This window comes from Brevibacillus fluminis (genome assembly GCF_003710825.1).
In the GTDB taxonomy this organism is placed as follows: Bacteria; Bacillota; Bacilli; order Brevibacillales; family Brevibacillaceae; genus Brevibacillus_D; species Brevibacillus_D fluminis.
This window is the reverse complement of sequence record NZ_RHHQ01000004.1, coordinates 223490-250266: the sequence shown is the minus strand read 5'-3', so window position 1 is coordinate 250266 and position 26777 is coordinate 223490. Positions and strand designations below refer to the sequence as shown.

The 26777-nt window shown below is 49.5% G+C and carries 23 protein-coding genes; all 23 read left to right on the top strand.

Going from position 1 to position 26777, the window contains the following annotated elements; translation table 11 throughout:
• Positions 1 to 443: 443 nt before the first annotated feature.
• The 23 genes from EDM56_RS03415 to rny all read left to right on the top strand — a co-directional run bounded on the left by EDM56_RS03415 (position 444) and on the right by rny (position 26751).
• The gene (locus tag EDM56_RS03415) at positions 444 to 2825 is read left to right on the top strand and encodes a DNA translocase FtsK (protein ID WP_122916476.1); all 2382 of its coding nucleotides are present in this window, start codon (positions 444 to 446) and stop codon (positions 2823 to 2825) included.
• Between the two features lie 216 nt (positions 2826 to 3041).
• Positions 3042 to 4073, top strand: a complete 1032-nt coding sequence (locus EDM56_RS03410; RefSeq protein ID WP_122916475.1) for a LacI family DNA-binding transcriptional regulator — start codon at positions 3042 to 3044, stop codon at positions 4071 to 4073.
• A 7-nt stretch (positions 4074 to 4080) separates the two neighbouring features.
• Positions 4081 to 4983, top strand: coding sequence for a ribokinase (gene rbsK / locus EDM56_RS03405; protein ID WP_246009241.1), 903 nt, complete (start codon positions 4081 to 4083; stop codon positions 4981 to 4983).
• Complete coding sequence (locus tag EDM56_RS03400; protein ID WP_122916473.1) at positions 4964 to 5893, top strand: nucleoside hydrolase; 930 nt, start codon at positions 4964 to 4966, stop codon at positions 5891 to 5893. Before rbsK ends, EDM56_RS03400 begins: the two co-directional genes overlap by 20 nt.
• 288 nt (positions 5894 to 6181) lie before the next feature.
• Positions 6182 to 7240 (top strand): BMP family lipoprotein, encoded by a 1059-nt coding sequence (locus tag EDM56_RS03395; protein ID WP_122916472.1) that lies wholly within the window; start codon positions 6182 to 6184, stop codon positions 7238 to 7240.
• Between the two features lie 106 nt (positions 7241 to 7346).
• The gene (locus EDM56_RS03390; RefSeq protein WP_122916471.1) at positions 7347 to 8885 is read left to right on the top strand and encodes an ABC transporter ATP-binding protein; all 1539 of its coding nucleotides are present in this window, start codon (positions 7347 to 7349) and stop codon (positions 8883 to 8885) included.
• Entirely contained in the window at positions 8878 to 9951 is a 1074-nt protein-coding gene (locus EDM56_RS03385; protein ID WP_122916470.1) for an ABC transporter permease, read from the top strand. The genes EDM56_RS03390 and EDM56_RS03385 overlap by 8 nt, the downstream gene beginning before the upstream one ends.
• Positions 9951 to 10892: an ABC transporter permease gene (locus tag EDM56_RS03380; RefSeq protein ID WP_122916469.1), complete on the top strand. Its 942-nt coding sequence runs from the start codon at positions 9951 to 9953 to the stop codon at positions 10890 to 10892. The genes EDM56_RS03385 and EDM56_RS03380 overlap by 1 nt, the downstream gene beginning before the upstream one ends.
• Positions 10893 to 11075: 183 nt before the next feature.
• Positions 11076 to 12266 (top strand): stalk domain-containing protein, encoded by a 1191-nt coding sequence (locus EDM56_RS03375; protein WP_122916468.1) that lies wholly within the window; start codon positions 11076 to 11078, stop codon positions 12264 to 12266.
• Between the two features lie 45 nt (positions 12267 to 12311).
• Entirely contained in the window at positions 12312 to 12464 is a 153-nt protein-coding gene (locus EDM56_RS31355; RefSeq protein WP_183192296.1) for a hypothetical protein, read from the top strand.
• Between the two features lie 112 nt (positions 12465 to 12576).
• The gene (gene yfmF / locus EDM56_RS03370) at positions 12577 to 13872 is read left to right on the top strand and encodes an EF-P 5-aminopentanol modification-associated protein YfmF (protein ID WP_122916467.1); all 1296 of its coding nucleotides are present in this window, start codon (positions 12577 to 12579) and stop codon (positions 13870 to 13872) included.
• A gap of 2 nt (positions 13873 to 13874) precedes the next feature.
• Complete coding sequence (gene yfmH / locus EDM56_RS03365) at positions 13875 to 15164, top strand: EF-P 5-aminopentanol modification-associated protein YfmH (RefSeq protein WP_122916466.1); 1290 nt, start codon at positions 13875 to 13877, stop codon at positions 15162 to 15164.
• 14 nt (positions 15165 to 15178) lie between these two features.
• Positions 15179 to 15910, top strand: coding sequence for an elongation factor P 5-aminopentanone reductase (gene ymfI, locus EDM56_RS03360; protein ID WP_122916465.1), 732 nt, complete (start codon positions 15179 to 15181; stop codon positions 15908 to 15910).
• A gap of 83 nt (positions 15911 to 15993) precedes the next feature.
• Positions 15994 to 16251, top strand: a complete 258-nt coding sequence (locus tag EDM56_RS03355) for a DUF3243 domain-containing protein (protein ID WP_122916464.1) — start codon at positions 15994 to 15996, stop codon at positions 16249 to 16251.
• A 119-nt stretch (positions 16252 to 16370) separates the two neighbouring features.
• Positions 16371 to 17156 (top strand): DUF3388 domain-containing protein, encoded by a 786-nt coding sequence (locus EDM56_RS03350; protein ID WP_122916463.1) that lies wholly within the window; start codon positions 16371 to 16373, stop codon positions 17154 to 17156.
• 12 nt (positions 17157 to 17168) lie between these two features.
• Positions 17169 to 18077, top strand: a complete 909-nt coding sequence (locus tag EDM56_RS03345) for a helix-turn-helix domain-containing protein (RefSeq protein ID WP_122916462.1) — start codon at positions 17169 to 17171, stop codon at positions 18075 to 18077.
• Between the two features lie 109 nt (positions 18078 to 18186).
• Positions 18187 to 19533, top strand: a complete 1347-nt coding sequence (gene rimO, locus EDM56_RS03340) for a 30S ribosomal protein S12 methylthiotransferase RimO (RefSeq protein ID WP_122916461.1) — start codon at positions 18187 to 18189, stop codon at positions 19531 to 19533.
• Complete coding sequence (pgsA, locus tag EDM56_RS03335) at positions 19534 to 20109, top strand: CDP-diacylglycerol--glycerol-3-phosphate 3-phosphatidyltransferase (RefSeq protein ID WP_122916460.1); 576 nt, start codon at positions 19534 to 19536, stop codon at positions 20107 to 20109.
• A 40-nt stretch (positions 20110 to 20149) separates the two neighbouring features.
• On the top strand, positions 20150 to 21391 hold the full coding sequence (locus EDM56_RS03330) for a competence/damage-inducible protein A (protein WP_122916459.1): 1242 nt from the start codon (positions 20150 to 20152) through the stop codon (positions 21389 to 21391).
• Between the two features lie 7 nt (positions 21392 to 21398).
• On the top strand, positions 21399 to 22982 hold the full coding sequence (locus EDM56_RS03325) for a DEAD/DEAH box helicase (protein ID WP_122916458.1): 1584 nt from the start codon (positions 21399 to 21401) through the stop codon (positions 22980 to 22982).
• A gap of 149 nt (positions 22983 to 23131) precedes the next feature.
• Positions 23132 to 24190, top strand: coding sequence for a recombinase RecA (recA, locus tag EDM56_RS03320; protein ID WP_122916457.1), 1059 nt, complete (start codon positions 23132 to 23134; stop codon positions 24188 to 24190).
• Positions 24191 to 24292: 102 nt separating this feature from the next.
• On the top strand, positions 24293 to 24943 hold the full coding sequence (locus tag EDM56_RS03315; protein ID WP_246009239.1) for a RecX family transcriptional regulator: 651 nt from the start codon (positions 24293 to 24295) through the stop codon (positions 24941 to 24943).
• A 260-nt stretch (positions 24944 to 25203) separates the two neighbouring features.
• The gene (gene rny / locus EDM56_RS03310; RefSeq protein ID WP_425456275.1) at positions 25204 to 26751 is read left to right on the top strand and encodes a ribonuclease Y; all 1548 of its coding nucleotides are present in this window, start codon (positions 25204 to 25206) and stop codon (positions 26749 to 26751) included.
• The last annotated feature ends 26 nt before the right edge of the window (positions 26752 to 26777 follow it).

Below are 26777 nucleotides of genomic sequence, written 5' to 3'. Positions count from 1 at the left end.
TGAACAGCAAATGTTTCTAGCAATAAACACCCGTTCGTTCTGACGGGTGTATTTTTTGTATATGGCGATTGATGGGGTTACAAATAGTTACAAAAAACAAAGCCAAACAACAAATTTTTTTATTTGCATTTACTGTCTTTCATTCGTTAAAATATAAGAACATACATTCTATGGGCGAAACTTCCATCGTAGTGTTGCAATAAAGCACCCGTTTTCTTGTATGCTAGCTGATCATTTCGAGCAAAACTAGGGAGAATTCCAGTCCTTTGGCACTGGTCATGGGGGAACAGCGTGTGAGGATCGATCGATTGTCCCATCATTTTTCGACCCGATTTGTCGCCATGATGTCCTGTATTTCTTTTATTTTCCTGTGCTATACTTGAAATTAGGCTTGCTGCAGCAAGGGTTTTGCTGCGCAGATTTCAGAAGAATGAAAAGGAGGCGTGCCAGTGAGAAAAGAGAAACACCCGCCTAAACCGGCATGGTCCTCGGTTGTCAAGGTAGAGCTTATCGGATTGATAATCATCGCTGTTTCTTTGATCGGCTTGCTGGAAAGCGGCTGGTTGGGCAAACACGTGCTTGCGTTCCTCTTTCGATTTTTTGCAGGCTCCTGGGATTTCGTTTTGCCGATCATCATGATTGCCGTCGCCATACATATGATGTTCACCCGTAAAATGCCACGGATAACGCCTCAGCTGTTTGGGACGCTGCTGATTTTACTTGGCATTTTGATGTGGGACCATTTGTTACTCTATAAAATGGTAACCGCTGACGGCAAATATGCCGATCAGAATATGATTCGGGCAACATGGGACCGTTTGCTGATGGACCAAAGCCAAAAAGTATCGACGACCGGCGTTGGAGGAGGCATGACAGGAGCGGTGTTCTTCACCATCAGCAACACATTGGTTGGCTCGGTCGGCACCGGCCTGATCATCGTGCTGCTGTTCCTGATCGGGGTCATGTTTTTGCTCAAGCTCTCCTATGTGGATATTCTGATCTTCATCCGAACCAAGTGTTCTGAAAGCTATCGCAAAATCAAAGAGTCGGTGAAGGATTCTGTCCAGCTGCTGCAGGAAGAGTCGGAAAAACGAAAGCAACAGTCGGCGGAACGTGCTGCAGCCAAAAAAGAAGAAAGCCAGAAAAAACCGATTGCGATCCAAGACACCTTCCAGCCTAATGACGATGCGCATGTAGATGAAGAGGAGCCAGTTGAAGAAAACCAAGCGGCCCAGCTCGTAATCCACGATTTTGCCGATCGTCTCATCGAAGAGGCACGAGCGGAAGGACAAGACCTAAGGCCACCGCAAGTAGAGAAAAAAGCCAAATCAGCGGAAGATACCACGCTTGATACGGACGATGCGTTATTTGCAGATATTGAAATTAAGGAACAAATCGAAGTTAAACCGTACATCATGCCGAATCTCTCCATGTTGCAGCGCCTGAAGTCACATGTATCGGGCAAAGAAACGGATCTGCAGTCCAATGCGGACAAGCTGGTGCAGACCCTGAAAAGCTTTGGTGTGCAGGCATCCGTATCTGCGGTACACCGTGGACCAGCGGTTACACGATATGAAGTACAGCCTGCAACGGGTGTGAAGGTAAGCAGAATCGTCAGCCTTACCGACGACCTGGCACTTGCGCTTGCGGCGAAAGACATTCGTATCGAGGCACCCATTCCAGGGAAATCAGCGATCGGGATCGAGGTTCCTAATGCGGAAGTAGCAGTAGTTTCACTGCGGGAGGTGTTGGAGGAAGGGAAGTACAAAGACTCGCCGGCAAAATTGACGACCGCCCTTGGGCGCGACATCTCAGGAGAACCAATTGTCGCGGACTTGGCGAAGATGCCCCACTTGCTGGTAGCGGGCGCGACCGGAAGCGGAAAATCGGTATGCATCAATGGCTTGATCATGAGTATCTTGTTCAAGGCAACCCCTGATGAAGTGAAGCTGATGATGATCGACCCGAAAATGGTCGAATTGAACGTGTACAACGGAATTCCTCATCTGCTCGCACCGGTCGTAACGGACCCTCGCAGAGCATCCGTTGCGTTGAAAAAAGTCGTAAGCGAAATGGAAAGACGCTACAACCTGTTCGCCAAAAACGGAAGCCGTAACATCGAGATGTATAATCAGATGATCCGCGAGCAGGAAGGAAACGCAGCCGCGCTCCCTTATATTGTTGTAATCGTAGATGAATTAGCGGACTTGATGATGGTAGCGCCTGGGGAAGTCGAAGATGCGATTTGCCGGTTGGCACAGATGGCTCGGGCTGCAGGCATCCACTTGATCATCGCGACCCAGCGTCCATCGGTTGATGTCATCACCGGTGTCATCAAGGCAAACATTCCATCCCGTATCGCGTTCGGCGTATCATCCATGGCCGATTCCCGCACCATTTTGGACATGGGCGGTGCAGAAAAATTGCTAGGTCGAGGCGACATGCTGTACTTGCCAATGGGCGCTTCGAAACCGACCCGGGTGCAAGGGGCTTTCGTTTCCGACAAAGAGGTGGAAGAGGTTGTCCGCTTTGTCAAAGAGCAGCAGGAAGCCACGTACCAGTCAGAAATGATACCTGAAGAAACCGAAGAAGAAAACAAAACGGTTGTCGATGATGACTTGTTTGACCAAGCAGTGCAAATTGTTGCGGAAGGACAGACAGCATCGGCTTCTTTGCTCCAGAGACGGCTGCGCATCGGCTATACCCGGGCAGCGCGATTAATCGACATCATGGAAGCTAAAGGAATTGTCGGCCCGTATGAAGGAAGTAAGCCGCGTGAGGTGCGAATCCCACGGCCAGCAAATATCGAGACGAATATTTCATAATGGAAACGAACAGCAGCGGATCAACACAATCAGCTGCTGTTTCCTTTTTATCAGTGCAAAAATGTGCGCCACAACTCATTTTTCGCTGCAAAAAATTTCATTGATTTCTATCAAAAGCACGTATATAATCGGAAATGTGGAAACGGTTACACAATGCTTGTTTCTATTTTTTTAATCAGGGTGTAACCGATTACAGATACGGGTGGGGCATAGCAGATGGCAACCATTAAAGATGTGGCGAGACTAGCCGGGGTATCAGTCGCTACGGTATCACGCGTACTGAATAAGAATGGCTATGTGAATCAGGAGACGGAGCTGCGCGTGCTGGCAGCAATTGATCAGCTGGAATATCAGCCAAATCTTGTGGCACGCACCCTTGCGAACAAACGGTCGGGGACGATTGCCTTGATCCTGCCTGACATCACGAACCCTTTCTTTCCAGAATTGGCCAGGGCGATCGAGGATGTCGCTCGTTCCCACCAATATACGGTTATTTTATGCAATTCTGATGATCAGTTTGCTCGAGAAATCTCGTATGTGGAACTGCTAGCCCAGAAGTACATTGAAGGGATCATTTTTGCCTCCAATACCCTTTCTACCGAAGACATCATACGTTTAAAAAATCAAAAGCTACCGATGGTTGTACTTGACCGCGCGCTTGACTACGGCTATTGCAACGTTGTCCGCTGCAATAATTATCTCGGAGCCAAGCTGGCAGTCGATCATTTGCTATCGATTGGCTGTCAAAAAATTGCCCATATTTCGGGAGCAGCTCCATTCATCACGGCCATGGAACGTTTGCGCGGCTATGAGGATCGTATTCGTACATACGAATGGTCTTCGCCAGATTTGACGGAGCCTGGACATTTTACCTTGGAGGGTGGACGACAGGCGACACTTGAACTGTTGAGGCGCCATCCGGATTTGGACGGAATTTTTGCCGGAAATGATCTGATGGCGATCGGTGCATTGAAGGCATTGCGACAACTGGGCATTGAAGTCCCCAGACAGGTGTCGATCTGCGGATTTGATGGAATCGCACTGACGGAAATAACAGAACCGGAGCTCACGACAGTTGCCCAGCCTATTTATGAAATGGGAGCTACGGCTGCCAAGCTGTTGTTTGCGGAGATTCAGGGGACGCTAGAAAACAAACAAGTATATGAACTAGATGTTTCACTGATACAGAGAGCATCGACGGAAAGGAGCGGAGATGTTGTCGAATCCAAAGATAGTGGTCGTAGGTAGCTTGAATATGGATATTGTGGTTGAGACCGATGTCATCCCTATGGTGGGAGAGACCGTGCTTGGCCAGCAGGCGCATTTCATTCCAGGAGGAAAAGGGGCAAATCAGGCAGTCGCTTTGGCGCGCCTCGGTGCTGACGTACAGATGATCGGCGCTGTGGGAACGGACTCTTTTGGAAAAGATTTGCTCGATGCCCTGCAAAGAGAAGGCATTGCTTTGGATGGAATCAAACAGGAAGACGGTGTCGCGACGGGAATCGCGATCATTCAACTTTGTCAAAAAGACAATCGCATTACCGTAGTGCCAGGTGCGAATCACCGAGTGCTGCCAAGCGACGTGGATCGCCACGAATCGCTTATTGCTGCTGCGGATTTGGTCCTCCTACAAATGGAGATACCGCTACCGACAGTGGTGCAGGCAGCCCGAATCGCCAAGCGCTATGGGAAAACGGTCATTTTGAACCCGGCACCTGCGCAGGTGCTGCCGGAGGGCCTGCTTGCACAAATCGATTACATCACACCAAACAAAAGCGAGCTGGACGTCTTGGCTGGCAATGAGAGCCAAGGTCAAAAAGATTTGGAACAGAGCATCGCACAAATGTTTGCCCAAGGGGCAAAACATGTCATCACAACGCTTGGGGCAAATGGGGTCGCTTTCGCTGGAAATGACACACCTTTGACGACCTGTCCGTGCTACTCCGTAGAAGTGGTGGACACGACTGGTGCGGGTGATGCTTTTAACGCAGGGCTTGCATATTCCATCGCAACGGGAGCGAAACTAGCTGATGCGGCGAATTTTGCCAGCCGAGTAGCGGCATTGTCCGTCACAAAGCTGGGGGCGCAGGCCGGAATGCCGACGTTGGAAGAGGTTATGACAAAGGGGATGTGTCTCGATGAGAAAGTTTCTGATTGATACAGATACGGCATCGGATGACGCGATTGCGTTGATCATGGCATTGCGCGAGCCGACCATTCAAGTGGAAGCGATCACGGTTGTTTGTGGGAATCTGACCGTGGACCAAGCAGTGAAAAACGCGCTTAACACAATCGAGGCCATCAACACCTATGCACCGCCGGTTTATCGTGGCATGCACAAGCCGATCATGAGGCCGTTATTTACGTCAGAGTACGTTCATGGAAGCGATGGGATGGGCAATATGCATCTTCCAGCTCCCGCGGGAAAAGCGGAAGACATGCATGCCATTGACGCAATCATTCATCACATCATGGCAAATCCGCATGAACTTGAAGTGGTTACACTGGGACCGATGACCAATCTCGCTCTCGCCTATTTAAAAGAGCCGCGTATCGCCGAGTATGTCAAGCGCGTTATCGTTATGGGCGGACAAGGATTGGGTCCGGGCAACGTTACGCCTGTCGCTGAATTCAATTTTTATGTTGATGCTGAAGCGGTGGAGATTGTGCTCCAATCGGGTATGCCGCTGACTTTTGTCGGCTGGGATGTCAGCATGGATAAAACGTTCATTGACGAGGGAGATATCGAGCGGATTGCCGCTTTGCAAACTCCGCTCTCTGATTTTACACTTTCCTGTACCAAAGTACTGCAGGAGCACAATTTGTCCCAATATGGAAGACGCGGTTTTGACTTGCCTGATCCAACGGCGATGGCTGTAGCGATTTGGCCCGACATGGTTCGTGCTGAATTTGAGACATACGGGTACATGGAAACGAAAAGCGAGCAAACATACGGACAATTGATCATTGATCGATTCCATGTTCATCAAAAACCTGCGAATGTGACTATTTGCCAGGAAATCGACGCAAATCGTTTCAAGCAAAAACTGCTGGAATTGTTGTCCTAATATTACGGAACATCCGAGTTTTTGAATCACATCTAAAACAGGCATACTGTACTTTTTTAAGCAAATGCTAACAGCATGCCAGATGCAAGCAGACGCGCGAACATCGTCTTCTTATTGTCGTGCGCAAAAACATTGTCCTATGCTATGGATAAAAAATTATTGCTTGCACAAATCTTCTTAGATAGGGTAAAATTTCAAGCGTTCATAGGTATTTGCGGAAATTGGCGAGAATACTTGTTAGACTCGCTTGCAATTTCATGAACAACAATTCAATGGGGGTATTAGAGGATGAAAAAAATCGTTTCCGTTCTCTCCGTTGCAACACTCAGCCTTTCCTTGCTGCTGGCTGGCTGTGGCGGAAAGACAAATGAAGCTGCTCCTTCCGGCAATGGACAAGCACCAGCTGCTGGCGGTTCCAGCATCACAACAAAAATCGGTATGGTTACAGACGTTGGCGGCGTAAACGACAACTCCTTTAACCAAAGCGCATGGGAAGGTCTTTCCAAGCTGAAGACTGACCTGAAGCTTACTGATGAGCAAGTGAAATACTTGCAATCCACTGGTGACGCTGACTACGTGCCAAACCTGACCCAGTTTGTAAAAGACAAATGGGATCTGACTTGGGGTATCGGCTTCATGATGGCAGACTCCATCAAAAAAGTAGCAGATGAAAACAAAGACGCGAAACTGGCGATCATCGACGCTGAAGTACAAGCGCCAAACGTTGAATCCGTTCTGTTCAAAGAGCAAGAAGGTTCCTTCCTGGTTGGGGTTGTAGCAGCTTCTATGACAAAATCCAACAAAGTTGGTTTCGTTGGCGGCGTGGACATCCCAGTTATCAAACGCTTTGAAGCTGGCTTTAAAGCGGGTGTAAAAGCAGTAAAACCGGATGCGAAAGTAATCACTATCTACACTGGTGCTTTCGACAAACCGGATATGGGTAAATCCGCAGCTTCCCAAATTTACGGCCAAGGCGCGGACATCGTTTTCCACGCAGCTGGTTCTACTGGCGACGGTGTGTTTAATGAAGCGAAAGACCGTAAAGCAAAAGGCGAAAACGTTTGGGTTATCGGTGTGGACAAAGACCAATCCTTGACTTTCGGTGATGATGTAACCCTGACTTCCATGGTGAAACGCGTGGACGAAGCAGTTTATCGCGTGTCTAAAGACCTGACTGAAGGTAAATTCGAAGGCGGTAAAACAACTCTGCTCGGTCTGAAAGAAGACGGCGTAGGCTTGCCAGAAACATCGAAGAAAAACGTTCCAGAAGACGTTCTGAAAAAAGTAGAAGAGTTCAAAACAAAAATCGTCAATGGCGAAATCACTGTACCAGACAAACCTGAGTAATTGATGTGTGTCGTTTTACAAAAGACAAGGCTAGTCGTTTGAACTAGCCTTGTCTTTCCTTCCTAAGCCAAAAATGATAACCCATAAAAACGGGGTGAATGTGAAGATGCAAACGCAGTCAGTTGTAGAAATGCGCGGAATTACCAAACGCTTTCCCGGAATCATAGCGAATGACAATATTACTCTCGATGTAAAAAAAGGCGAAATCCATGCGCTGCTCGGTGAAAACGGGGCAGGCAAATCAACATTGATGAACATTTTGTTTGGTCTTTATCAGCCAGATGAAGGTCAGATTTTAATCAATGAAAAACCTGTAACAATTTCAAACCCGAATGTAGCGAATGAGCTGGGTATCGGGATGGTGCATCAGCACTTCATGCTGGTGGAGCCTTTTACGGTCACCGAAAACATTATCTTGGGAAAAGAACCTAAAAAAGGGTTTAAGATAGATTCGCGCAAAGCGGCGCAAGATGTAGAGCAGCTTTCGCAGCAGTATGGGTTGAAGGTGGACCCGAATGCGAAAATCAGCGATATTTCCGTTGGGATGCAGCAGCGCGTTGAGATTCTGAAAACGCTCTATCGGGGCGCAGAAATTCTCATTTTCGATGAACCAACTGCCGTATTGACCCCACAAGAGATTCAAGAGCTGATTGAAATCATGCGCAACCTGGTGAAGGAAGGTAAAACGATCATCCTCATCACGCACAAATTAAAAGAGATCATGGCGGTATGTGACGCAGTTACGATTATTCGCCGAGGCAAAGTGATCGATTCTGTTAAAGTTTCGGAGACCAACCCGGACGATTTGGCAGCAAAAATGGTCGGCCGTGAAGTCAACTTCAAGGTGGATAAAACGCCAAGCGTTCCGAAAGATGTGATCTTGACCGTCGATAAAGTAACGGCAAAAGACAGCCGTGGCATCGACGCGCTGCGAAACATCTCATTTGAGGTGAGAGCGGGCGAAATTTTGGGGATTGCCGGTGTAGATGGAAACGGACAAAGCGAGCTGATCGAAGCGTTGACTGGCTTGAAAAAAGTCGAGTCAGGTAAAGTGCTGCTGAAAGGCAACGACATCACCAACAACAAGCCGCGGTCCATTTCTGAATCGGGCCTGTCCCATATTCCGGAGGACAGACACAAACGTGGATTGGTGCTCGATTTTACGATGAGCGAAAACATGGTGCTCGAAACCTATTTCCACCCGACATTCAACAAAAACGGCTTCTTAAATTATGACGCGATCAATAAGCACGCTGCCAAACTGATTGAGGAGTTCGACGTACGCACGCCGAGCATCCATACGTTGGCGCGAGCCTTGTCCGGCGGTAACCAGCAGAAGGCGATCATTGCCCGTGAAGTAGACAAAGACCCGGACCTGTTGATTGCAGCGCAGCCGACACGCGGTCTCGACGTCGGTGCGATTGAATTTATTCACAAGCGTTTGATTGAACAGCGTGACAAAGGCAAGGGAGTACTGCTTGTTTCATTGGAATTGGATGAAATTATGAACGTATCCGACAGAATTGCGGTTATTTATGAAGGGCAAATTGTTGGTATCGTCAACCCACGTGAGACGACGGAGCAGGAGCTTGGCCTGATGATGTCCGGCGGAAAACGCATCTCAGGAGGAGGAAGCGATGAATAAAGTGATAGCAGTTTTTACAAAAGACTCGTTTCTTGTCCCTGTAGCAGCTATCATCCTTGGTTTGCTGGTCGGTGCGGTAGCGATGCTGGCAGGTGGATTCGATCCGATTCTGGCGTACCAGTCGTTGCTGAAGAAAGTTTTTGGTGATGTCTACAATTTCGGGGAAACAATTCGTCAGATTACCCCGCTCATTTTCACCGGTTTATCCGTTGCATTCGCGTTCCGCACCGGGCTGTTTAATATCGGTGCGGAAGGCCAATTCATCATGGGGTCGATTGCTGCCACATATGTTGGCGTCACCTTTGATCTGCCGGTATACATTCATGCACCTCTCGCACTGATTGTCGGTGGTGTCGTAGGAGGACTGTGGGGCGCTTTGACCGGATGGTTGAAAGCTGCTCGCGGCGTTCATGAAGTTATAACGTCCATTATGATGAACTGGGTTGCTCTTTATTTCTCCAATTATATTCTCTCCGCTTTTCTCGTGCCGGAGGGTCAACAGCGTTCCAAAGATGTGAAGGATACTGCAATCATTACATTCGGTTGGTTATCCGAGGTTTTTGACAATGCGCGTCTTCACTGGGGGACCGTCATTGCCCTTGCAGCTGCCGTTTTCTTTTTCATCGTGCTCTGGAAAACGAAAGCAGGCTTTGAATTGCGTGCGGTTGGCTTGAACCCGCATGCGTCCGAGTATGCAGGGATGAACGTGAATCGCAATGTCATCAAGGCGATGTTTATCGGTGGTTTGTTTGCCGGTTTGGGCGGTGCTTGTGAAGTGTTGGGTGTTTTCCACTATCAGGCGATTGCTCCAGCGATGCCTGGCTATGGGTTTGACGGGATCGCGGTAGCGTTGATCGGAGGAAATACACCGTTTGGGGTCATTCTTGGCGCGATTTTGTTCGGGATTCTGACGTTTGGGGCCAACGGAATGAAGTTTGGTGCCGGCGTGCCAATCGAACTGATTCGAATCGTAATCGCATCTGTCATTTTCTTTGTCGCTGCACATGGCATTGTTCGCTTCTTCTTGAAACCGATACTTGCTAAGAAAAAGGAGGGACGTAGCTGATGGAATGGCTTTCGATCGGCAGCAACCTCATTCACGATACCATTGTATTCTCTACCGCTCTCATCTTTGCAGCGCTTGGCGGCATTTACTCCGAGCGATCCGGCGTAGTTAACATCGGGATTGAAGGGATGATGACGATGGGTGCCTTTACCGGTGCTGTCGTCACCTTCTTCACCACATCGCCATGGGTCGGTTTCACTGCTGCCATATTCGCCGGCGCGGTTTTTGCACTGCTGCATGCGGTAGCGTGTATCACATTTAAAGCTGACCAAACAGTAAGCGGTGTTGCAATCAACTTTTTGGCAACGGGTTTAACCGTGTATTTGACTAAAATCATTTTCAATGGTGCTGGTCAAACAACTACATTGTCTACTGTTTTTACCAAATGGAAAATTCCGTTTCTCGGTGACATTCCATATGTGGGTCATGCGATTTTTGAAGCGTACCCAACAAGCTACTTGGCGTTCATCCTTGTTGCTGTTACCTGGTATGTCCTGTTCCGTACTCCGTTTGGCTTGCGTTTGCGTGCTGTGGGTGAACATCCACGCGCAGCTGACACGCTCGGTGTAAATGTGGCGCGTATGCGTTACGTTGCGGTCATGATCAGCGGTGCTTTGGCAGCGATGGGTGGCGCGACAATCGCGCTTACAACAACTAGTAACTTCTCGCACAATACCGTTTCCGGTCAGGGTTTCATCGCGATCGCAGCGATGATTTTCGGGAAATGGAATCCGACGGGCGCGATGTGGGCAGCACTGTTCTTCGGTGTAGCGCAAGCTGTTAAATCGCTCGTGCAGGTATTTGAGCTTAACAAAATCGTTCCGATTGAGTTCATTTTTATGCTCCCGTACATTTTGACCATCCTCGTTTTGGCTGGGGTGGTAGGCCGCGCCAATGCGCCGGCAGCGTCGGGTAAGCCATACGAGACTGGATCTCGCTAATAAATCAGAGCAAGCAGCACCGCATCGAATCGAGCGGTGCTGCTTTTTAATTTCGGATAGGTGGCGCTGAATTTGGCAATGATTGCGATTCCTACATAGATGATTGGTACATTTTGTGCCTACGCTCCCCACTCGAATTATGTGATAATACCCTGTGTATTGAATGCATGGGGAGTGAAAAAAATGAGTGTACATGTCAACAGGCGGAGCCACAAGTTAACAGGGCTCGCGTTGGGGGTACTTTTAGGGACAAGCTCGTTCTTTACAGGGATGGCCCCGGCCCATGCCGCTGGTACCACCGCATTGCCAACGATATCGCTTTTGATTGATGGAAAAGGTGTAGTGAGCGATGTCAAACCGACGATTCAAAACGGGCGTATGCTGGTGCCGATTCGTGCCATCGCGGAGAATACGGGGGCAGCGGTTTCTTATGAAGATACAACTAAAACCGTGACGGTGACGCAAGGAACAAACAAGATTCTTTTGTATATTGGGAAAGCCATCGGATATGTTAACGAGAAACGTGTGATTTTGGATGCAACTCCGATGATCAGCAAAGGGCGCACATTGATCCCGTTGCGATTTATCAGCCAAAGTCTCGGATATCAGGTAGATTGGGACAAACGGGCCGAGGTCGCGATTGTGAATACGAAAAAATCAGGGAGACAAGCTGTTCCAGCTACCGTCGCGCCTTCTCGGATGTACGTGGTGCAGCCTGGCGATACGCTCGGTGGAATCGCAAAAGTGCATGGGACGGATGGGGATGTCATCAAGAAGATCAACGGGGTTGATGACACAAATTTGAATCCAGGCCAACTGTTAACACTGCCGAAAGATGCCAAAGACTCAACTCATCCGGTACGTGCGCTTCTTAAGGAAACACCTTTGCTAGCAGAGGACTATGTTTTTCCTTTGGCAACAAACAGCTATGAACCGTATGGCGATACTTATGGCGACGGCAGGGACTGGGTCGACGGCCACTATGAGGAAAATGCGCGAAACCACGAAGGCGTCGATATTATGACGCAGAAGGGCAATCCGGTCTATTCCGTTTGCGACGGTTACATCAACCGATTGGGCTGGAATGAGTACGGCGGCTGGCGTGTGAACATTACGGATGAGTCCGGAAATTACCGCTTGTATTATGCGCACATGGAAGCCTATGCGCCAGGACTTGAGCTTGGCGGCTATGTGAAAGCGGGGCAGCTGCTTGGTTTCGTAGGCGATACCGGGTACGGACCGACTGGGACCGAAGGCCAATTCGATCCCCATCTTCATTTCGGCCTGTATTACAACGATACCGACAAATCATTTGATCCATACATGTACTTACAATACTGGGAAAAGCAGAGCGATAGCATTCCGGCCTCCTAATTGGGCAAGCTAACGGATGAATCCGACGTAAGGGAGGAACGTTCGTTGATGTGGTCTTGTCCTTATTGTGGCGGAAGTGCGGGTCAGCCGTTTGAAGATCGGTCGCTGCGGGGGACGCTATGCCTTAACCCCGAGTGCGGTCGGTTTGATGATGTCGCTGAGAACATACAGGATGACTGGGATACAACCGATTTGTGAAGCATGGTAAAAGAGCCGGACAGGCTCTTTTATTTTTTTTGCTGAAATACCCAATCTTTGGTTACAATAGAAGCAATCAAACGTCATGAACCAAACGAGAGGAGCATGAGAGATGACAGCGTCGACCAAAGAGATTCTGTTTGAAACGTCTCACGTCAATGAAATGAACCTGCACATCCTTTCGACTGACAAGTTCAAAACAACAACCATCGTCTTGATGATCCAACAGCCGCTCGCGGAAGAAACCGTAACCAAAACCGCGTTGCTGTCGATGGTAATGAAGCGTGCAACGGCACGTTTTCCTGAAACCAGGCTGCTGCGGGAACATCTGGACTTCCTTTATGGCGCGATTTTTGACGTGGATGTGACGAAAAAGGGAGAGCGCCAGATTGTTCAAGTGTATATGGAGATCCCAAATGAAAAGTTCCTTTCCGAGCAAACTCCTTTGCTTGAGCAAGCCATCCAGCTTGTCGGGGAGGTCGTGACACAGCCTTACCTGGAGAATGGGAAATTTGCAGAAAAATACGTCAGAACCGAAAAAGAATCGCTGCGAAAGCGGATTGAAAGTCTCGTCGATGACAAAATGCGATATGCGAATCAGCGAGTAACGGAAGAAATGTGCGCGGGCGAACCGTTCGGGCTTCTCGTGTACGGACGTATTGCTGATCTGGCTGAAATTGACGGGGGTGTGCTGCACTCTCACTATCAAGACCTGCTTGCCCATTATCCGATCGATATTTTTGTGGTTGGTGATGTACAGGCCGAACAGGTCAAATCTTATATCCAAACATACATAAAAATGAATGGGCGCCAAGTAAAAGCGTTCACAGTTAAAAGTACGCCAAAGCATGTGACCAATACCCGGGAAGTCATCGAGCGGCTCGAGGTGAACCAAGGGAAACTGAATATCGGCTGCCGCACGAAGATCAGCTATCCAGATGACGATTATCCTGCCTTGCTGATCGCAAATGGCGTATTGGGCGGTTTTCCCCATTCCAAGCTGTTTGTCAATGTTCGTGAGAAGGAATCGCTTGCGTACTACGCAGTGTCCCGTTTGGAAAGCCACAAAGGGATCCTGATGATCATGTCCGGCATCGAGGTGGGCAACTATCAAAAAGCGTTGCTCATCATCAACGAGCAGTTGAAGCTTGTTCAGGCTGGGCAAATCAGCGAGCAGGAGATGTCCCAGACTAAAGCGACGTTAATCAACCAATTCCGCGAACTGCTCGACAGCCCACGCATGATGGTCGACTTTACTTATAACGGCATCTTTAGCGGTCGCACAAGGCGGCTTAGCGAGTTGCTTGATGAAATAAATCAGATCACCGTTGATCAAGTCAAAGCGGCAGCTGGCAAAATCCAGATGGATACCATTTACTTGCTACGTGATCAGAAGGGGGAAGCGTAATCATGCAGACAACCACTTTTGAACAACTGAAGGAAACGCTTTACCATGAAACGCTTCCGAATGGCTTGTCTGTCTTTTTGCTGCCAAAGCACGGATTTTCCAAAACATATGCGGTTTTTACAACGCGCTACGGTTCGATCGATTCACATTTCCGTTTGAAGGATGGACGTGAGTTGCAAGTGCCGGATGGTGTCGCGCACTTTTTGGAGCATAAAATGTTCGACAAGAAAGATCGAGATGTATTCAAGGAATTTAGTGAAAACGGTGCGTCCTATAATGCCTTTACCAGCTTCAACCGTACAGCATACCTGTTTTCTTGCACGGACCATCTCGAGGCGAACACCCGACTGCTGCTTGATTATGTTCAGGAGCCGTATTTCTCAGATGCCAGCGTAGAAAAGGAGAAAGGGATTATCGGGCAGGAGATTCGCATGTACGATGACAATCCCGATTGGAAAGTCTACACGAATTTGTTGAAAGGCATGTATCAAAAACATCCGATCAACATCGAGATCGCCGGGACGGTGGAATCGATTTCGGCGATTGATAAAGAAGTGCTGTACCAATGCTACGAGACATTTTACCATCCAGCGAATATGGTCTTCTTCATGGTCGGTTCGTTTGATGTAGAGCAAATGATGCAGCTCATCAAAGAGAACCAGGCAGCGAAAACGTTCCCACCCGCTCCGGATATTCAGCGAATTTTTCCGGAAGAACCAGCGGAGATCGCCAAAGAACGGACGGAGTTTGCCCTACCGGTCGGGTTGCCAAAATGCTTCCTTGGTTTCAAGGACACAGAAAACGGGCTAACCGGCGAACAGCTGCTGCGCCGGGAGTTTGCGACCAAGCTGGCGCTCGATTTATTGCTGGGCAGCAGCACGAAGCTGTATCAGCAAATGTATGACGACGGCATCATCACGGAGTCGTTCGACTTCGACTACTCCAATGATAAAATGTACGGCTACACCATCATCGGCGGGGATACGCCTGACCCAGATCGATTCGTATCGCAGATTACGGCCGAACTTGCTCGCGCACAGCAAGCTGGGGTGTCCGAACAAGATTTTGAACGGGCGAAACGGAAAAAAATCGGGCAATTTTTGCGTTCCTGCAATTCGGTTGAGTTTATCGCCAACCAATTTACCAACTACCAGTTTAATGGCACTAACCTGTTTGAGGTTGTGCCGGTGCTTGAACAAATCACTCGCAAAGAAGTGGAGGAGCGCATCCGCGAGCATTTTAAACCGGAGCAAATGGCGCTTTCCATCGTTCGTTCTGCCGCTGGAAAATAAGAGAGAGGTTATGTATGACAGAAACACCGTGGGCATTAATTACAGGGGCTTCCGGGGAGCTGGGCGGCGCTATCAGCATGGCGCTCGCGCAACGGGGAGTCCCGCTTTATCTACATTACCATCAGTCCGGACACAAGCTTGAACCGATTTTGGCCCTTTGTGCCGAGCGCGGCGTGCCGGCGCTCGCCGTTCAGGCCGATTTGCGCGACCCGCTCCAGATCGATGGATTGTTCCAGCAGTTGCCAGTCAAGCCACTGCTTCTGGTGAACAATGCCTCGATCGAGCATTTTGGTTTGGTGCAGGACGTGACACCGGACGCATTTGATGAATTGGTTGCGGCCAATGTCCGCTCCGCATTTTTTGTTTCGCAAAAGTTGATTTCGGCGATGCTCCAGCACCGATACGGGCGTATCGTCAATGTCGCGTCTATTTGGGGCCAGACAGGTGCAGCGTGTGAGGTGCTGTACTCGCTGACGAAAGGGGCAGTCTTGGCATTTACAAAGGCGCTTGCCAAGGAACTCGCTCCGAATAACATCACCGTCAATGCTGTCGCACCTGGCGCCATCCAGGGCGGCATGATGAACCGCTTCAGCGCAGAGGAAGTGGAGTGGATCGCCCAGGATATCCCGATGGGTCGGCTGGGACGGACCGATGAAGTGGCCTCGCTCGTAGCATATTTGCTTTCAAGCGAAGCGGGGTATGTCACAGGCCAGGTCGTCGCTCCTAATGGCGGATGGTACACATGATGCATATTCCTTCTCCAAAAAAGGAAAAGTACTAATATGCGGGCCAGCGATGTCCGTTCGAACTTTTAGGAGGAGGAATAGACATGTCTGTTCTTGAGAATTTTCACGATTGGAAATCATTTTTGGGTGAGCGTGTACAACAAGCCAAGACTGCTGGTATGGAAAGCGATACGATTGAAAACGTAGCGTATCAAATCGGTGGATACCTTGCTGAGCAGGTCGACCCTAAGAACGATCAAGAGCGTCTGCTCAAGCAGCTGTGGGATGTTGCGGATGATACCCAACGCAAAGACTTGGCATCGATGATGGTGAAGCTCGTTCAAGGCGGTAACGTACAGTAACAGCGCCAAATAGCAGTGAACAGTGAAAATCCCCTTCTTTCAGGGGATTTTTCATTTTTGCTTTGTCGAATGGGCACGAAATGGTATACTGTGTAAAAATAGGTGCAGGAGGAAACGCGATGGAGGTTAGGGAGAAAAAAGAGTGGTATTTCGAGTATGAAATTCACATCAACCGTCCCGGTCTGTTGGGGGATTTGGCTTCCATACTGGGGATGCTAAAAATTAACATCGGCACAATCAACGGTGTTCAAAATAATCGACGCGGTTTACTCCTGATGACGGATGACGATGAGAAAATCGAAATCCTACGTAATATTCTTCAAAAAGTGGACAACATAACCATAACCAAGCTGAGACCGCCTACGTTGCTGGATCGTTTGGCAGTGCGGCATGGACGCTATATAGAACGCGATAACGAGGATAAGAAGACGTTCCGCTTTGTGCGCGACGAACTGGGGATCCTCGTCGATTTCATGGCTGAGATTTTCAAGAAGGAAGGAAATCAATTGGTCGGGATTCGGGGGATGCCACGTGTGGGCAAAACCGAGTCGATGATTGCGGCCAGCGTTTCGGCGAACAAACGCTGGACATTTTTATCCTCGACACTGCTGCGACAGACCGTGCGAAATTCACTTGCCATTGATGAAATGTCCAGTGATCATGTATATTTAGTTGATGGGATCGTCTCGACCATGCGTTCAACCGAGCGACATCACAGCCTGCTGCGTGAGATGATGGCGTTTCCGGCGACAAAGGTCGTTGAACATCCTGATATATTCGTGCGTGAATCCGAGTATCAACTCTCCGATTTTCATTACATCATTGAGCTGCGTCACCATGCCGATGAGGAGATTACGTATGAGTTGATCAACACCAGTGGGATGAGCGACTTTGATTTTAGGTAAGGAGGATAAGTTGTGTCGGAGCTTGGCCAAGTGCTGCAAAGAGCTCGTGAAGAGAAAAACATTTCACTCGACGATGTCCAACGGGTGACCAAAATACAGCGCCGCTATCTGGAAGCCATCGAACGTGGGCATTACCATCTCTTACCGGGCCACTTTTACGCGCGTGCGTTTATCAAAAGCTATGCCGAAGCGGTTGGGCTTGAACCGAATGATCTGCTCGCCCATTTTCAGACCGATTTGCCTGCCCAGCCTCCTCAGGAGCAAATGGCGCGTTTGCGCCGGAGAAGAGCGGCATCGAAAGAGCCGTTACAATCCAGCAGGTGGGTGACGCAGACGTTACTCGGTTTGTTCGTGGCGCTGGTGATCGGTGTCATTTATATGGCGTTCGTCAATCGAACTCCGGTGGACACCAGTCCTTTGCCGGGGAATACGGCGAATGACAATCTGGATATGAAGCAGCCGTCACCGAACATGAACATTACGCCGCCACCTGCGGCGACGATACCGCCAACGACGACCAATCCGGCAGGGCAGGCGACGCCCCCACCATCGGGGACCGATACACTCCCGCCTGCCACTACTGATGGAACGACGGTTGAGAAGCCAGTTCTCTCATTCGTATCGCAGCAAGGCTCGCAATACGTGTTTAGCGTAGAGAAAGCGGATAAGCTGTCCATCAAATTGGTAGGAACGGATAAATCGTGCTGGACACAAGTGCGTGAAAAGCGCGGCGGCAAAAAGCTGGATGAAACAACGATCAAAAAAGGGGACGAGAAAGTGATTGCGGCAGGAAGCACAGCTTATATTGTGCTGGGAAATCCGACAGCCGTACAATTGTCCATCAACGACAATCCGGTCGATATGTCCAAACTCACCTTCTTTCCGTCCAATGTTTCTGTTACAATTAAACAAGCGCAGTAAGGAAAAAGGCGGGAAATACCTGCCTTTTTCTATTTTTGACACTCAAATAGCCATATATTATACTGTATAGGTGTAATCTGGGCAGGTGTGACTAATTGGAGGAAAACAAATGGCAGAGACAGGATTATCGCGGGAAAAAGTCGCGATTGTAACGCTTGGTTGTGAAAAAAATCTAGTAGATTCAGATATGATGGCTCACTTGATCGACGAGCGGGGCTATGAGCTGGTGGATGATCCCAACGAAGCGACGGTTGTCATTGTCAATACGTGCGGGTTCATTGATGCGGCGAAGGAAGAGTCCGTCAACAAGATTCTCGAAATGGGCGAATTGAAAGAGACCGGCAAGCTCAAATCTTTGGTTGTTGCAGGATGCTTGACGCAACGGTACAAAGAAGACATCTTAAACGAGATCAAAGAAGTCGACGGGATTGTCGGAACAGGCGATTTCATGTCGATTACGAATGTGATTGACGATTCGTTGATTGGCAAACGGACCGCGCTCGTCGGAAATCCGATCTTTACCTACGAGGAAGTCGTGAAACGGAAAGTCAAAGAAGGCACGTTTTCCGCTTATATCAAAATCGCCGAGGGCTGTGACAACGCCTGTACGTTCTGCAGCATTCCGATGATGCGCGGAGCTTTCCGCAGCCGCACGATAGAATCGATCATTGAAGAAGCGCGCCACCTCGTTGCACAGGGTGTTGTGGAAGTCAGTTTGATTGCGCAAGATTCGACAAATTATGGTACCGATATTTATGATGGCAAGCTGATGCTGCCAGAATTGCTGCGCAAGCTGTCTGAAGTGGAAGGACTTGAATGGATCCGTCTCCATTATGCATACCCAGGCTTTTTCACGGATGAGTTGATTGAAGAATTTGCGAACAACCCGAAGGTTTGCAAATATATCGATATGCCGCTGCAGCACTCGGAAGACGCGATTTTGAAACGGATGCGCCGTCCAGGCCGTCAGCGCGATATTCGTGAGTTGGTAGCGAAAATCCGCGCGCAAGTTCCGGATGTCGCAGTGCGTACTTCTTTGATCGTCGGTTTCCCTGGCGAAACAGAAGAAGATTTCGCCAATCTTCAAGCGTTTGTCAAGGATATTCGATTTGATCGGTTGGGCGTCTTTACGTATTCTAAAGAAGATGATACGCCTGCCTCTCGTCTGCCGGATCAAATCGATGAAGAAACGATGGAAAAACGATCCAACATCATTATGGAAATGCAACGCGAGATCGCTTCGGAACGGAACGGACGATTCGTCGGCCGTGAACTGGATGTATTGATCGAACGCTACGATGGACGAAATGACGTTTTTGTAGGACGCAGTCAATATGATGCGCCGGAGATCGATGGGGAAGTGTTCGTTTCCGGTTACAAAGGCGAACTTGGGAAAATCGTGAAAGTGAGGATTACGCATTCGTACGAATACGATCTTGCCGGGGAGGTTATCTAAGTGAATCTTGCCAATCGCATCACGCTCGTTCGCATATTCCTCGTGCCGGTCGTCATGTTCTTTTTACTGATAGGCCACAACTTCGGCACGTTTACGATTGGCACTTTGAGCATCACCTACAATGAAATCATCGCTACAATTGTCTTCATTATTGCAGCCAGTACGGATGGTCTTGACGGGTATATTGCCCGAAAACGTAAGATCGTAACCAACCTGGGAAAATTCCTAGATCCGTTGGCTGATAAGCTGTTGGTTTCCGCAGCGCTCATTTCATTGGTCCAAATGCAACGGTTAGAAGCGTGGATTGCGATTGTCATAATTAGCCGTGAGTTCGCTGTGACGGGGCTTCGCCTTGTCGCAGCGGCCGACGGCCAAGTGATCGCGGCCAGCGCGTTGGGAAAACTGAAAACGTGGGTGCAGATTGTGGCGATCGTGCCGCTGATGATTCAAAATTTCCCGTTTGAGTATATCGGTTTTCCATTTACGACGATTGCAAGTTGGGCAATGGTGATTATCACGATTTACTCCGGCTATGACTATTTCGCAAAAAATCGCAAGGTGATCCGCTACAGTTGACGGATGTACACCTAGTTAAGCAAAGATTGGGATGAGTCAGATGAAGGCTGAGATTATTGCTGTTGGTACGGAGCTTTTGCTTGGACAAATTGCAAATACGAATGCGCAGTTTCTGTCGCGCAAGCTGGCAGAAATCGGCGTCAGCGTTTATTTTCATTCCGTTGTTGGCGATAATGCAAAGAGGTTGGATGAGACGATCAAGCTGGCGGCATCTCGCTCTGACCTTGTTATTTTCTCTGGTGGCTTAGGCCCCACGCAAGACGATTTGACGAAAGAAACCGTAGCGGCACATCTCGGGCGATCCCTGATGACAGATGAGCTTGCTATGCAGCGTATTACCGCATTTTTTGAGCAGCGCGGCATCGTGATGACGGAAAACAACCGGAAGCAAGCACTGGTTATCGACGGTTCGACCGTATTTGCAAACGATCATGGGATGGCGCCGGGCATGGGGTATACGAAAGATGGTGTAACCTATGTGCTGTTGCCTGGACCACCGAGCGAATTGTACCCGATGGTTGATCGTTATGTCATGCCCTTTTTGATGGATCTTTTGCCTGGCAAACAGGTTTTCCATTCCCGTGTCCTGTGCTTCTTTGGTATTGGAGAATCGGCCTTGGAAGAGCGCTTGCTCGATCTGATCGAGAGTCAGTCCAATCCGACGATCGCGCCGTATGCCAAAGAGTTTGAAGTGACGCTGCGCATTACAGCGCGAGCGCAGACTGTGGAGGAAGCCGAGCGGTTGATTGTTCCAGTCGAAGCCGAGATTCGCAGCCGTTTAGGCCAGTATGTGTATGCGACAGGGGAAACATCACTGCATCAAGTGCTGGTCGAATCATTGAAGGATCGTCAAGAAACCATCGCTTTCGCTGAAAGCTGCACAGGCGGCACACTTGCTTCGCTGGTCACATCGATCGCTGGCAGCTCTGCTGTGTTTCCAGGGAGTATCGTTTGCTACAGCAATCAGGCAAAACACGATCTTTTGGACATTCCCCAAGAAGTCCTTGATGCCGAAGGCGCGGTCAGCGAAAAAACGGCCAAGCTTTTGGCAGAAAATGTACGAGCTAAGCTACATACCACACATGGTGTCTCTGTAACCGGCGTAGCAGGACCGGATTCCGCGGAAGGTAAACCCGTCGGGCTGGTCTACATTGGGGTCGCCAGTGAGGGATACCCGACTGTTGTCAAACAGCTGCAGTTATCGGGGCGCCGTCAGGCCATCATTGGGCGCACCGCGAAAACGGCACTGTTTCATGCGTTGCAACGCTTAAAAGAAAGGTGAACGAGTAATGACCATTTTTTCAGACTTCGCTTTACATAAAACAGTACAACAAGCCATCTTTGATATGGGATTTGAAGAGCCATCGCCAATTCAGGCGGCTTGCATCCCGAAAATTTTGGAAGGCGGAGATTTAATCGGCCAGGCCCAGACGGGAACGGGAAAAACAGCTGCATTCGGCATCCCACTGATTGAAAAAATGACGCCGGCAAATAAAATCCAGGCCATCATCCTGACGCCTACGCGTGAGCTGGCGATTCAGGTGGCAGGCGAGCTGCGCCGGATTGCCAAATATAAAAAGATCCGCACGCTTCCCATCTACGGGGGCCAATCAATTTCGCATCAAATCCGTGCATTGAAGCAAGGCGTGCAAGTCGTTATCGGTACGCCTGGCCGCGTGTTGGACCATTTGCGTCGCAAAACGCTGAAGCTGGACAGTGTTTCCATGCTCGTTCTCGATGAAGCGGACGAGATGCTGGACATGGGCTTTATCGAAGATATTGAAACGATCATTACGCATATGACCGACGAGCGTCAGACGCTGCTTTTCTCAGCGACCATGCCATATGAGATCAAGCGTCTTGCTACACGCTACATGAAAAATCCTGAGACCGTCGCTGTGAGCCGTGAAGAAGTCACTGCACCGCTGATCGAACAGGTGTACTATAAAGTATTTGACCGCAACAAGGTGGAGAGCCTCTGCCGCATTCTTGACAGTGAGGATGTCGAGCTCGGGATCATCTTTTGCCGTACGAAGCGCGGCGTTGACGAGCTGACAGAGGTGCTGCAGGCACGTGGTTATTTGGCTGACGGATTGCACGGCGATTTGTCACAGGCACAACGTGACAAGGTCATGCATTCGTTCCGCGAAGGAACCATCGAGCTCTTGATTGCGACCGACGTGGCTGCGCGCGGGATCGATGTGAGCAACGTGTCGCACGTAATCAATTTCGATATTCCGCAAGATCCGGAAAGCTATGTGCACCGTATCGGACGTACCGGGCGTGCTGGCCGTAAAGGCATTGCCATGACGCTCGTGACCCCGCGTGAGATGCGTCAGTTGACCATTATCCAGAAGCAAACGAAAGCGGATGTAATCTCCCGTAGCGTGCCAACGCAGGAAGAAGTCGCCGAGCGCAAGCAGGAGCAGCTTCGCGAGCAGCTCGTTGCCCTCCTGGAAACCAACGAGATCGCAGATATGTATGAAAAACTGGTGGAAAGCCTGTCCGACCAGTTCCCGCCAAGCAAAGTGGCGGCGGCTGCGCTTCATCTTGCATTCTACAACGAGTCAGGCGGGGCTTCTGAAGAGGAGTCGTACAACTTTGGCGAAACAGGCGCTGCCAAGGGGATGGTTCGTTTCTTCCTCAACGTAGGTCGCAACGCGAACCTGAAGCCGCAGGACCTTGTGAAAGAGATCTCCGAGAGCGTAGGCATCCCGGGCAAGGCTGTCGGACGGATCGACATCTTTGAGAGCTTCACGTTTGTGGAAGTGCCGGAGGAAGTCGCGCCATTCGTCTACGAAGCATTGCGCCAGACGCGAATCAATGGCAAGCGGATCAACTTGGAGCCTGCCAAGCCGCGCGGAAAAAAATAAGCGAACGGTCGAGAAGCCACCGTGCCTTCGGGCATGGTGGCCTTTTTGTCCCATGCGAATATTTGTTCGTAAAAAATACTTGGCAAAGGCTTCTGTCTCGATGTATGATGAAGATAAGAAAGTAATGAACTTGAAGGGGAGTGTCCTATTTGTCAGATCGTCGTGCGGCTTTAGAAAGTGCATTGCGTCAAATAGAAAAACAGTTCGGGAAAGGCTCGATCATGAAGCTGGGGGATATGGCAGCAATGCAAGTATCCACTGTTTCGAGCGGCGCATTGGCGCTTGATATCGCCTTGGGCGTAGGGGGCTTCCCACGCGGGCGGATTATCGAAGTGTATGGACCGGAATCTTCCGGTAAAACAACGGTTGCCTTGCATGCGATTGCCGAAGTGCAAAAGCAGGGCGGACAAGCTGCTTTCATCGACGCCGAGCATGCGCTTGACCCAGTCTATGCGGCTAAGCTCGGAGTAAACATCGAAGAGCTATTGCTGTCTCAACCAGATACGGGCGAGCAAGCATTAGAGATCGCAGAAGCTCTCGTACGTTCCGGTGCGGTAGATATCATCGTCGTTGACTCGGTTGCCGCGTTGGTACCGAAAGCAGAGATTGAAGGCGAAATGGGTGATTCCCACGTCGGTTTGCAAGCGCGTCTGATGTCTCAGGCATTGCGCAAATTGTCCGGAGCGATCAACAAGTCGAAAACAATTGCCATCTTCATCAACCAGCTGCGTGAAAAAGTCGGGGTCATGTTCGGAAACCCAGAGACAACTCCAGGTGGACGTGCCCTCAAATTCTACGCGAGCGTGCGTCTCGATGTGCGTAAAGCGGAGAGCATCAAGGCAGGGAACGACGTAGTGGGTACCAAAACCAAGATCAAGGTCGTCAAAAACAAAGTGGCGCCGCCGTTTAAAGTAGCGGAAGTAGACATTATGTATGGCGAGGGAATTTCTCGCGAGGGCAGCATTCTGGACATCGGTGCAGAAATCGATGTGGTGCAGAAGAGCGGCGCATGGTACTCCTTCAATGAAGAGCGCTTGGGCCAAGGCCGTGAAAACTCGAAGCTGTTCTTGAAAGAAAACCAGAACATCGCGATTCAAATCGAAGAAAAAGTGCGTGAGTATTACAGCTTGAATCCCAATTCAATCCCTGTTACGGAAGCGGTTATCGATCCTGAGCAAGAGGAAGAACCGCAATTCGAACTGGAATAGAGAAATCGGCTTATCATCAAAAAGTCGAGAAGTGGAAGTCGTTGCAGCCTGCCGTTACTACGGCAGGCTGCAGCTGTATGAAGAAGGAAAGGCGGAGATAGCGTGACCTTGAAGGCGGGGCAAATCAGTTCCATCGTACAGCATGCGAAAGTCAAGCACCGCTATCACATTTATGTGAATGACGAGCATGCGTTTGACGTGCATGAAGATATTCTAGTGAAGTATTCGCTCCATAAAGGGAAAGAGCTGGAGCCGGCATTGTTTGCCGAGATTTTGGAGGAAGAGGAACGGAATCGTGCCTATTTATATGCCCTACGCTATTTGGGCTTCCGTCCGCGAACAAGCGCACAGGTGCAAAGCTACCTAACTGAAAAAGGCTTTCCTTCGTCTTTGGCGCAAGACATCTGCAAAAGGTGCGAGGAGCAGGGCTATCTGGATGATGCGGCATTTGCCCAGCAGTGGGTAAGGGAGCGGATGCTGAATAAGTCGCGCAGCCTGTTGCAATTGCGGATGGAGTTGCGGCAAAAAGGGATTGCAGAGGACGATATTCAAGAGGCTTCAATGCAGGTGAAAAAAACGGACCAGGTTGAGGCGGCAGCGAGGCTGCTTGGCAAGAAGCTGCGTAACCGAACGGAGCCGCCGAGCTATGAAGAAAGACAGAAGCTGTCCGCTATGTTGCAACGTAAAGGCTTTACGCATGAGATCATTCGACAGGCGTTTGGGCTCGTACAGTCGGAAGAGGAGTCGTTTTGAGGCAAAAAATGGCAGGATCAGTGCCATGCTTCTTGACAAGCATTATTCACAAATAATAAAATAGGTTTGTATTTACAAGGTGTTTCATATTGATTCGCTCTTTCATTTGCTAATTCGTAGTGGAAAAACTGAAGAACCGTACACCCCATGTGCGGAGTTCAGCGGACCGATTGGCATCGGTCTTGTTTTTTAGGTGAATCGAAAACAAGTGCTGTGAAAGCGGGGAGATGTTTTTAACAAGGAGGTGAAATGAAAAGACTATGGCAGTGAACCCATTAGTAGCGATCCTATTGCTCATTATCGTGTTGGCAGTCGGTTATGGAATCGGTTACTTTGTCCGCAAGTCGATTGCGGAAGCTAAGATTTCCAGCGCTGAGGAAGCCGCGCGCCAGATTGTTGAAGAAGCAAAGCGCGAGGCAGAAGCCGTCAAGAAAGAAAAAGTTCTCGAAGCGAAGGACGAGGTCCACAAACTGCGCAGCGATGCGGAGAATGAAATTCGGGAACGGCGCAACGAAATCCAGCGTCAAGAGCGTCGCGTTCTTCAAAAGGAAGAAACGCTCGACAAAAAGCTGGATCAGCTGGAGCGCAAAGATTCGGAACTCGTAGAACGCGAGAAGGCGACAGCCGAACTGCAGAATCGAGTAGAGCAATTATATAAAGAGCAGGTTGCGGAATTGGAACGCATTTCCGGCCTCACGCAAGAGGAAGCGAAACAGATTATCTTGACGAACGTAGAAAATACGGTCCGCCATGAGATGGCGATGATGATCAAGGAGATCGAAACGCAAGCCAAAGAAGATGCGGACAAGAAAGCGCGCGAAATCATTTCGACAGCGATTCAGCGTTGCTCCGCAGACCATGTGGCTGAAACGACCGTCTCTGTGGTAACCTTGCCTAATGACGAAATGAAGGGACGGATTATCGGCCGTGAAGGCAGAAACATCCGTGCTTTAGAAACCTTAACGGGAATTGATTTAATCATTGATGATACTCCGGAAGCCGTCATTCTCTCTGGATTCGATCCAATTCGTCGCGAGATCGCCAAAACGGCGTTAGATAAACTGGTTGCAGACGGGCGTATCCACCCTGCTCGCATTGAAGAAATGGTAGAAAAAGCCCGTAGAGAAGTGGATGAACGCATCCGCGAATACGGGGAACAGGCTACATTTGAAACTGATGTTCATGGTTTGCATCCGGATTTGATCAAGATTCTGGGGCGCTTGCGCTATCGTACAAGCTATGGACAAAACGTGCTCAAGCATTCCATGGAAGTGGCTCACTTGGCAGGCCTGATGGCAGCCGAGATGAAAGAAGACATCAAGCTGGCGAAGCGTGCAGGTTTGCTGCATGATATCGGGAAAGCGATCGACCACGAAGTAGAAGGCTCTCACGTAGAAATCGGTGTAGAATTGGCGAAAAAATACGGTGAGCACCCTGTTGTCATCAACAGTATCGCGTCTCACCATGGTGATACTGAACCAACATCCGTTATTTCGATGCTCGTCGGAGCAGCTGACGCCTTGTCGGCGGCACGTCCGGGGGCACGACGCGAAACGTTGGAGACGTACATTAAACGTCTGGAAAAACTGGAGGAGATCTCCGAATCCTTCGATGGAGTCGAGAAATCCTACGCGATTCAGGCGGGACGGGAAATCCGTGTAATGGTACAGCCAGAAAAAATCGATGATGCAGATGCAATCCGATTGGCTCGTGACATTACGAAACGAATTGAAAATGAACTCGACTATCCGGGACATATTAAAGTAACGGTAATCCGTGAAACCAGAGCCGTCGAGTACGCAAAATAAAGTGGCGAAATGCCACTTTATTTTTC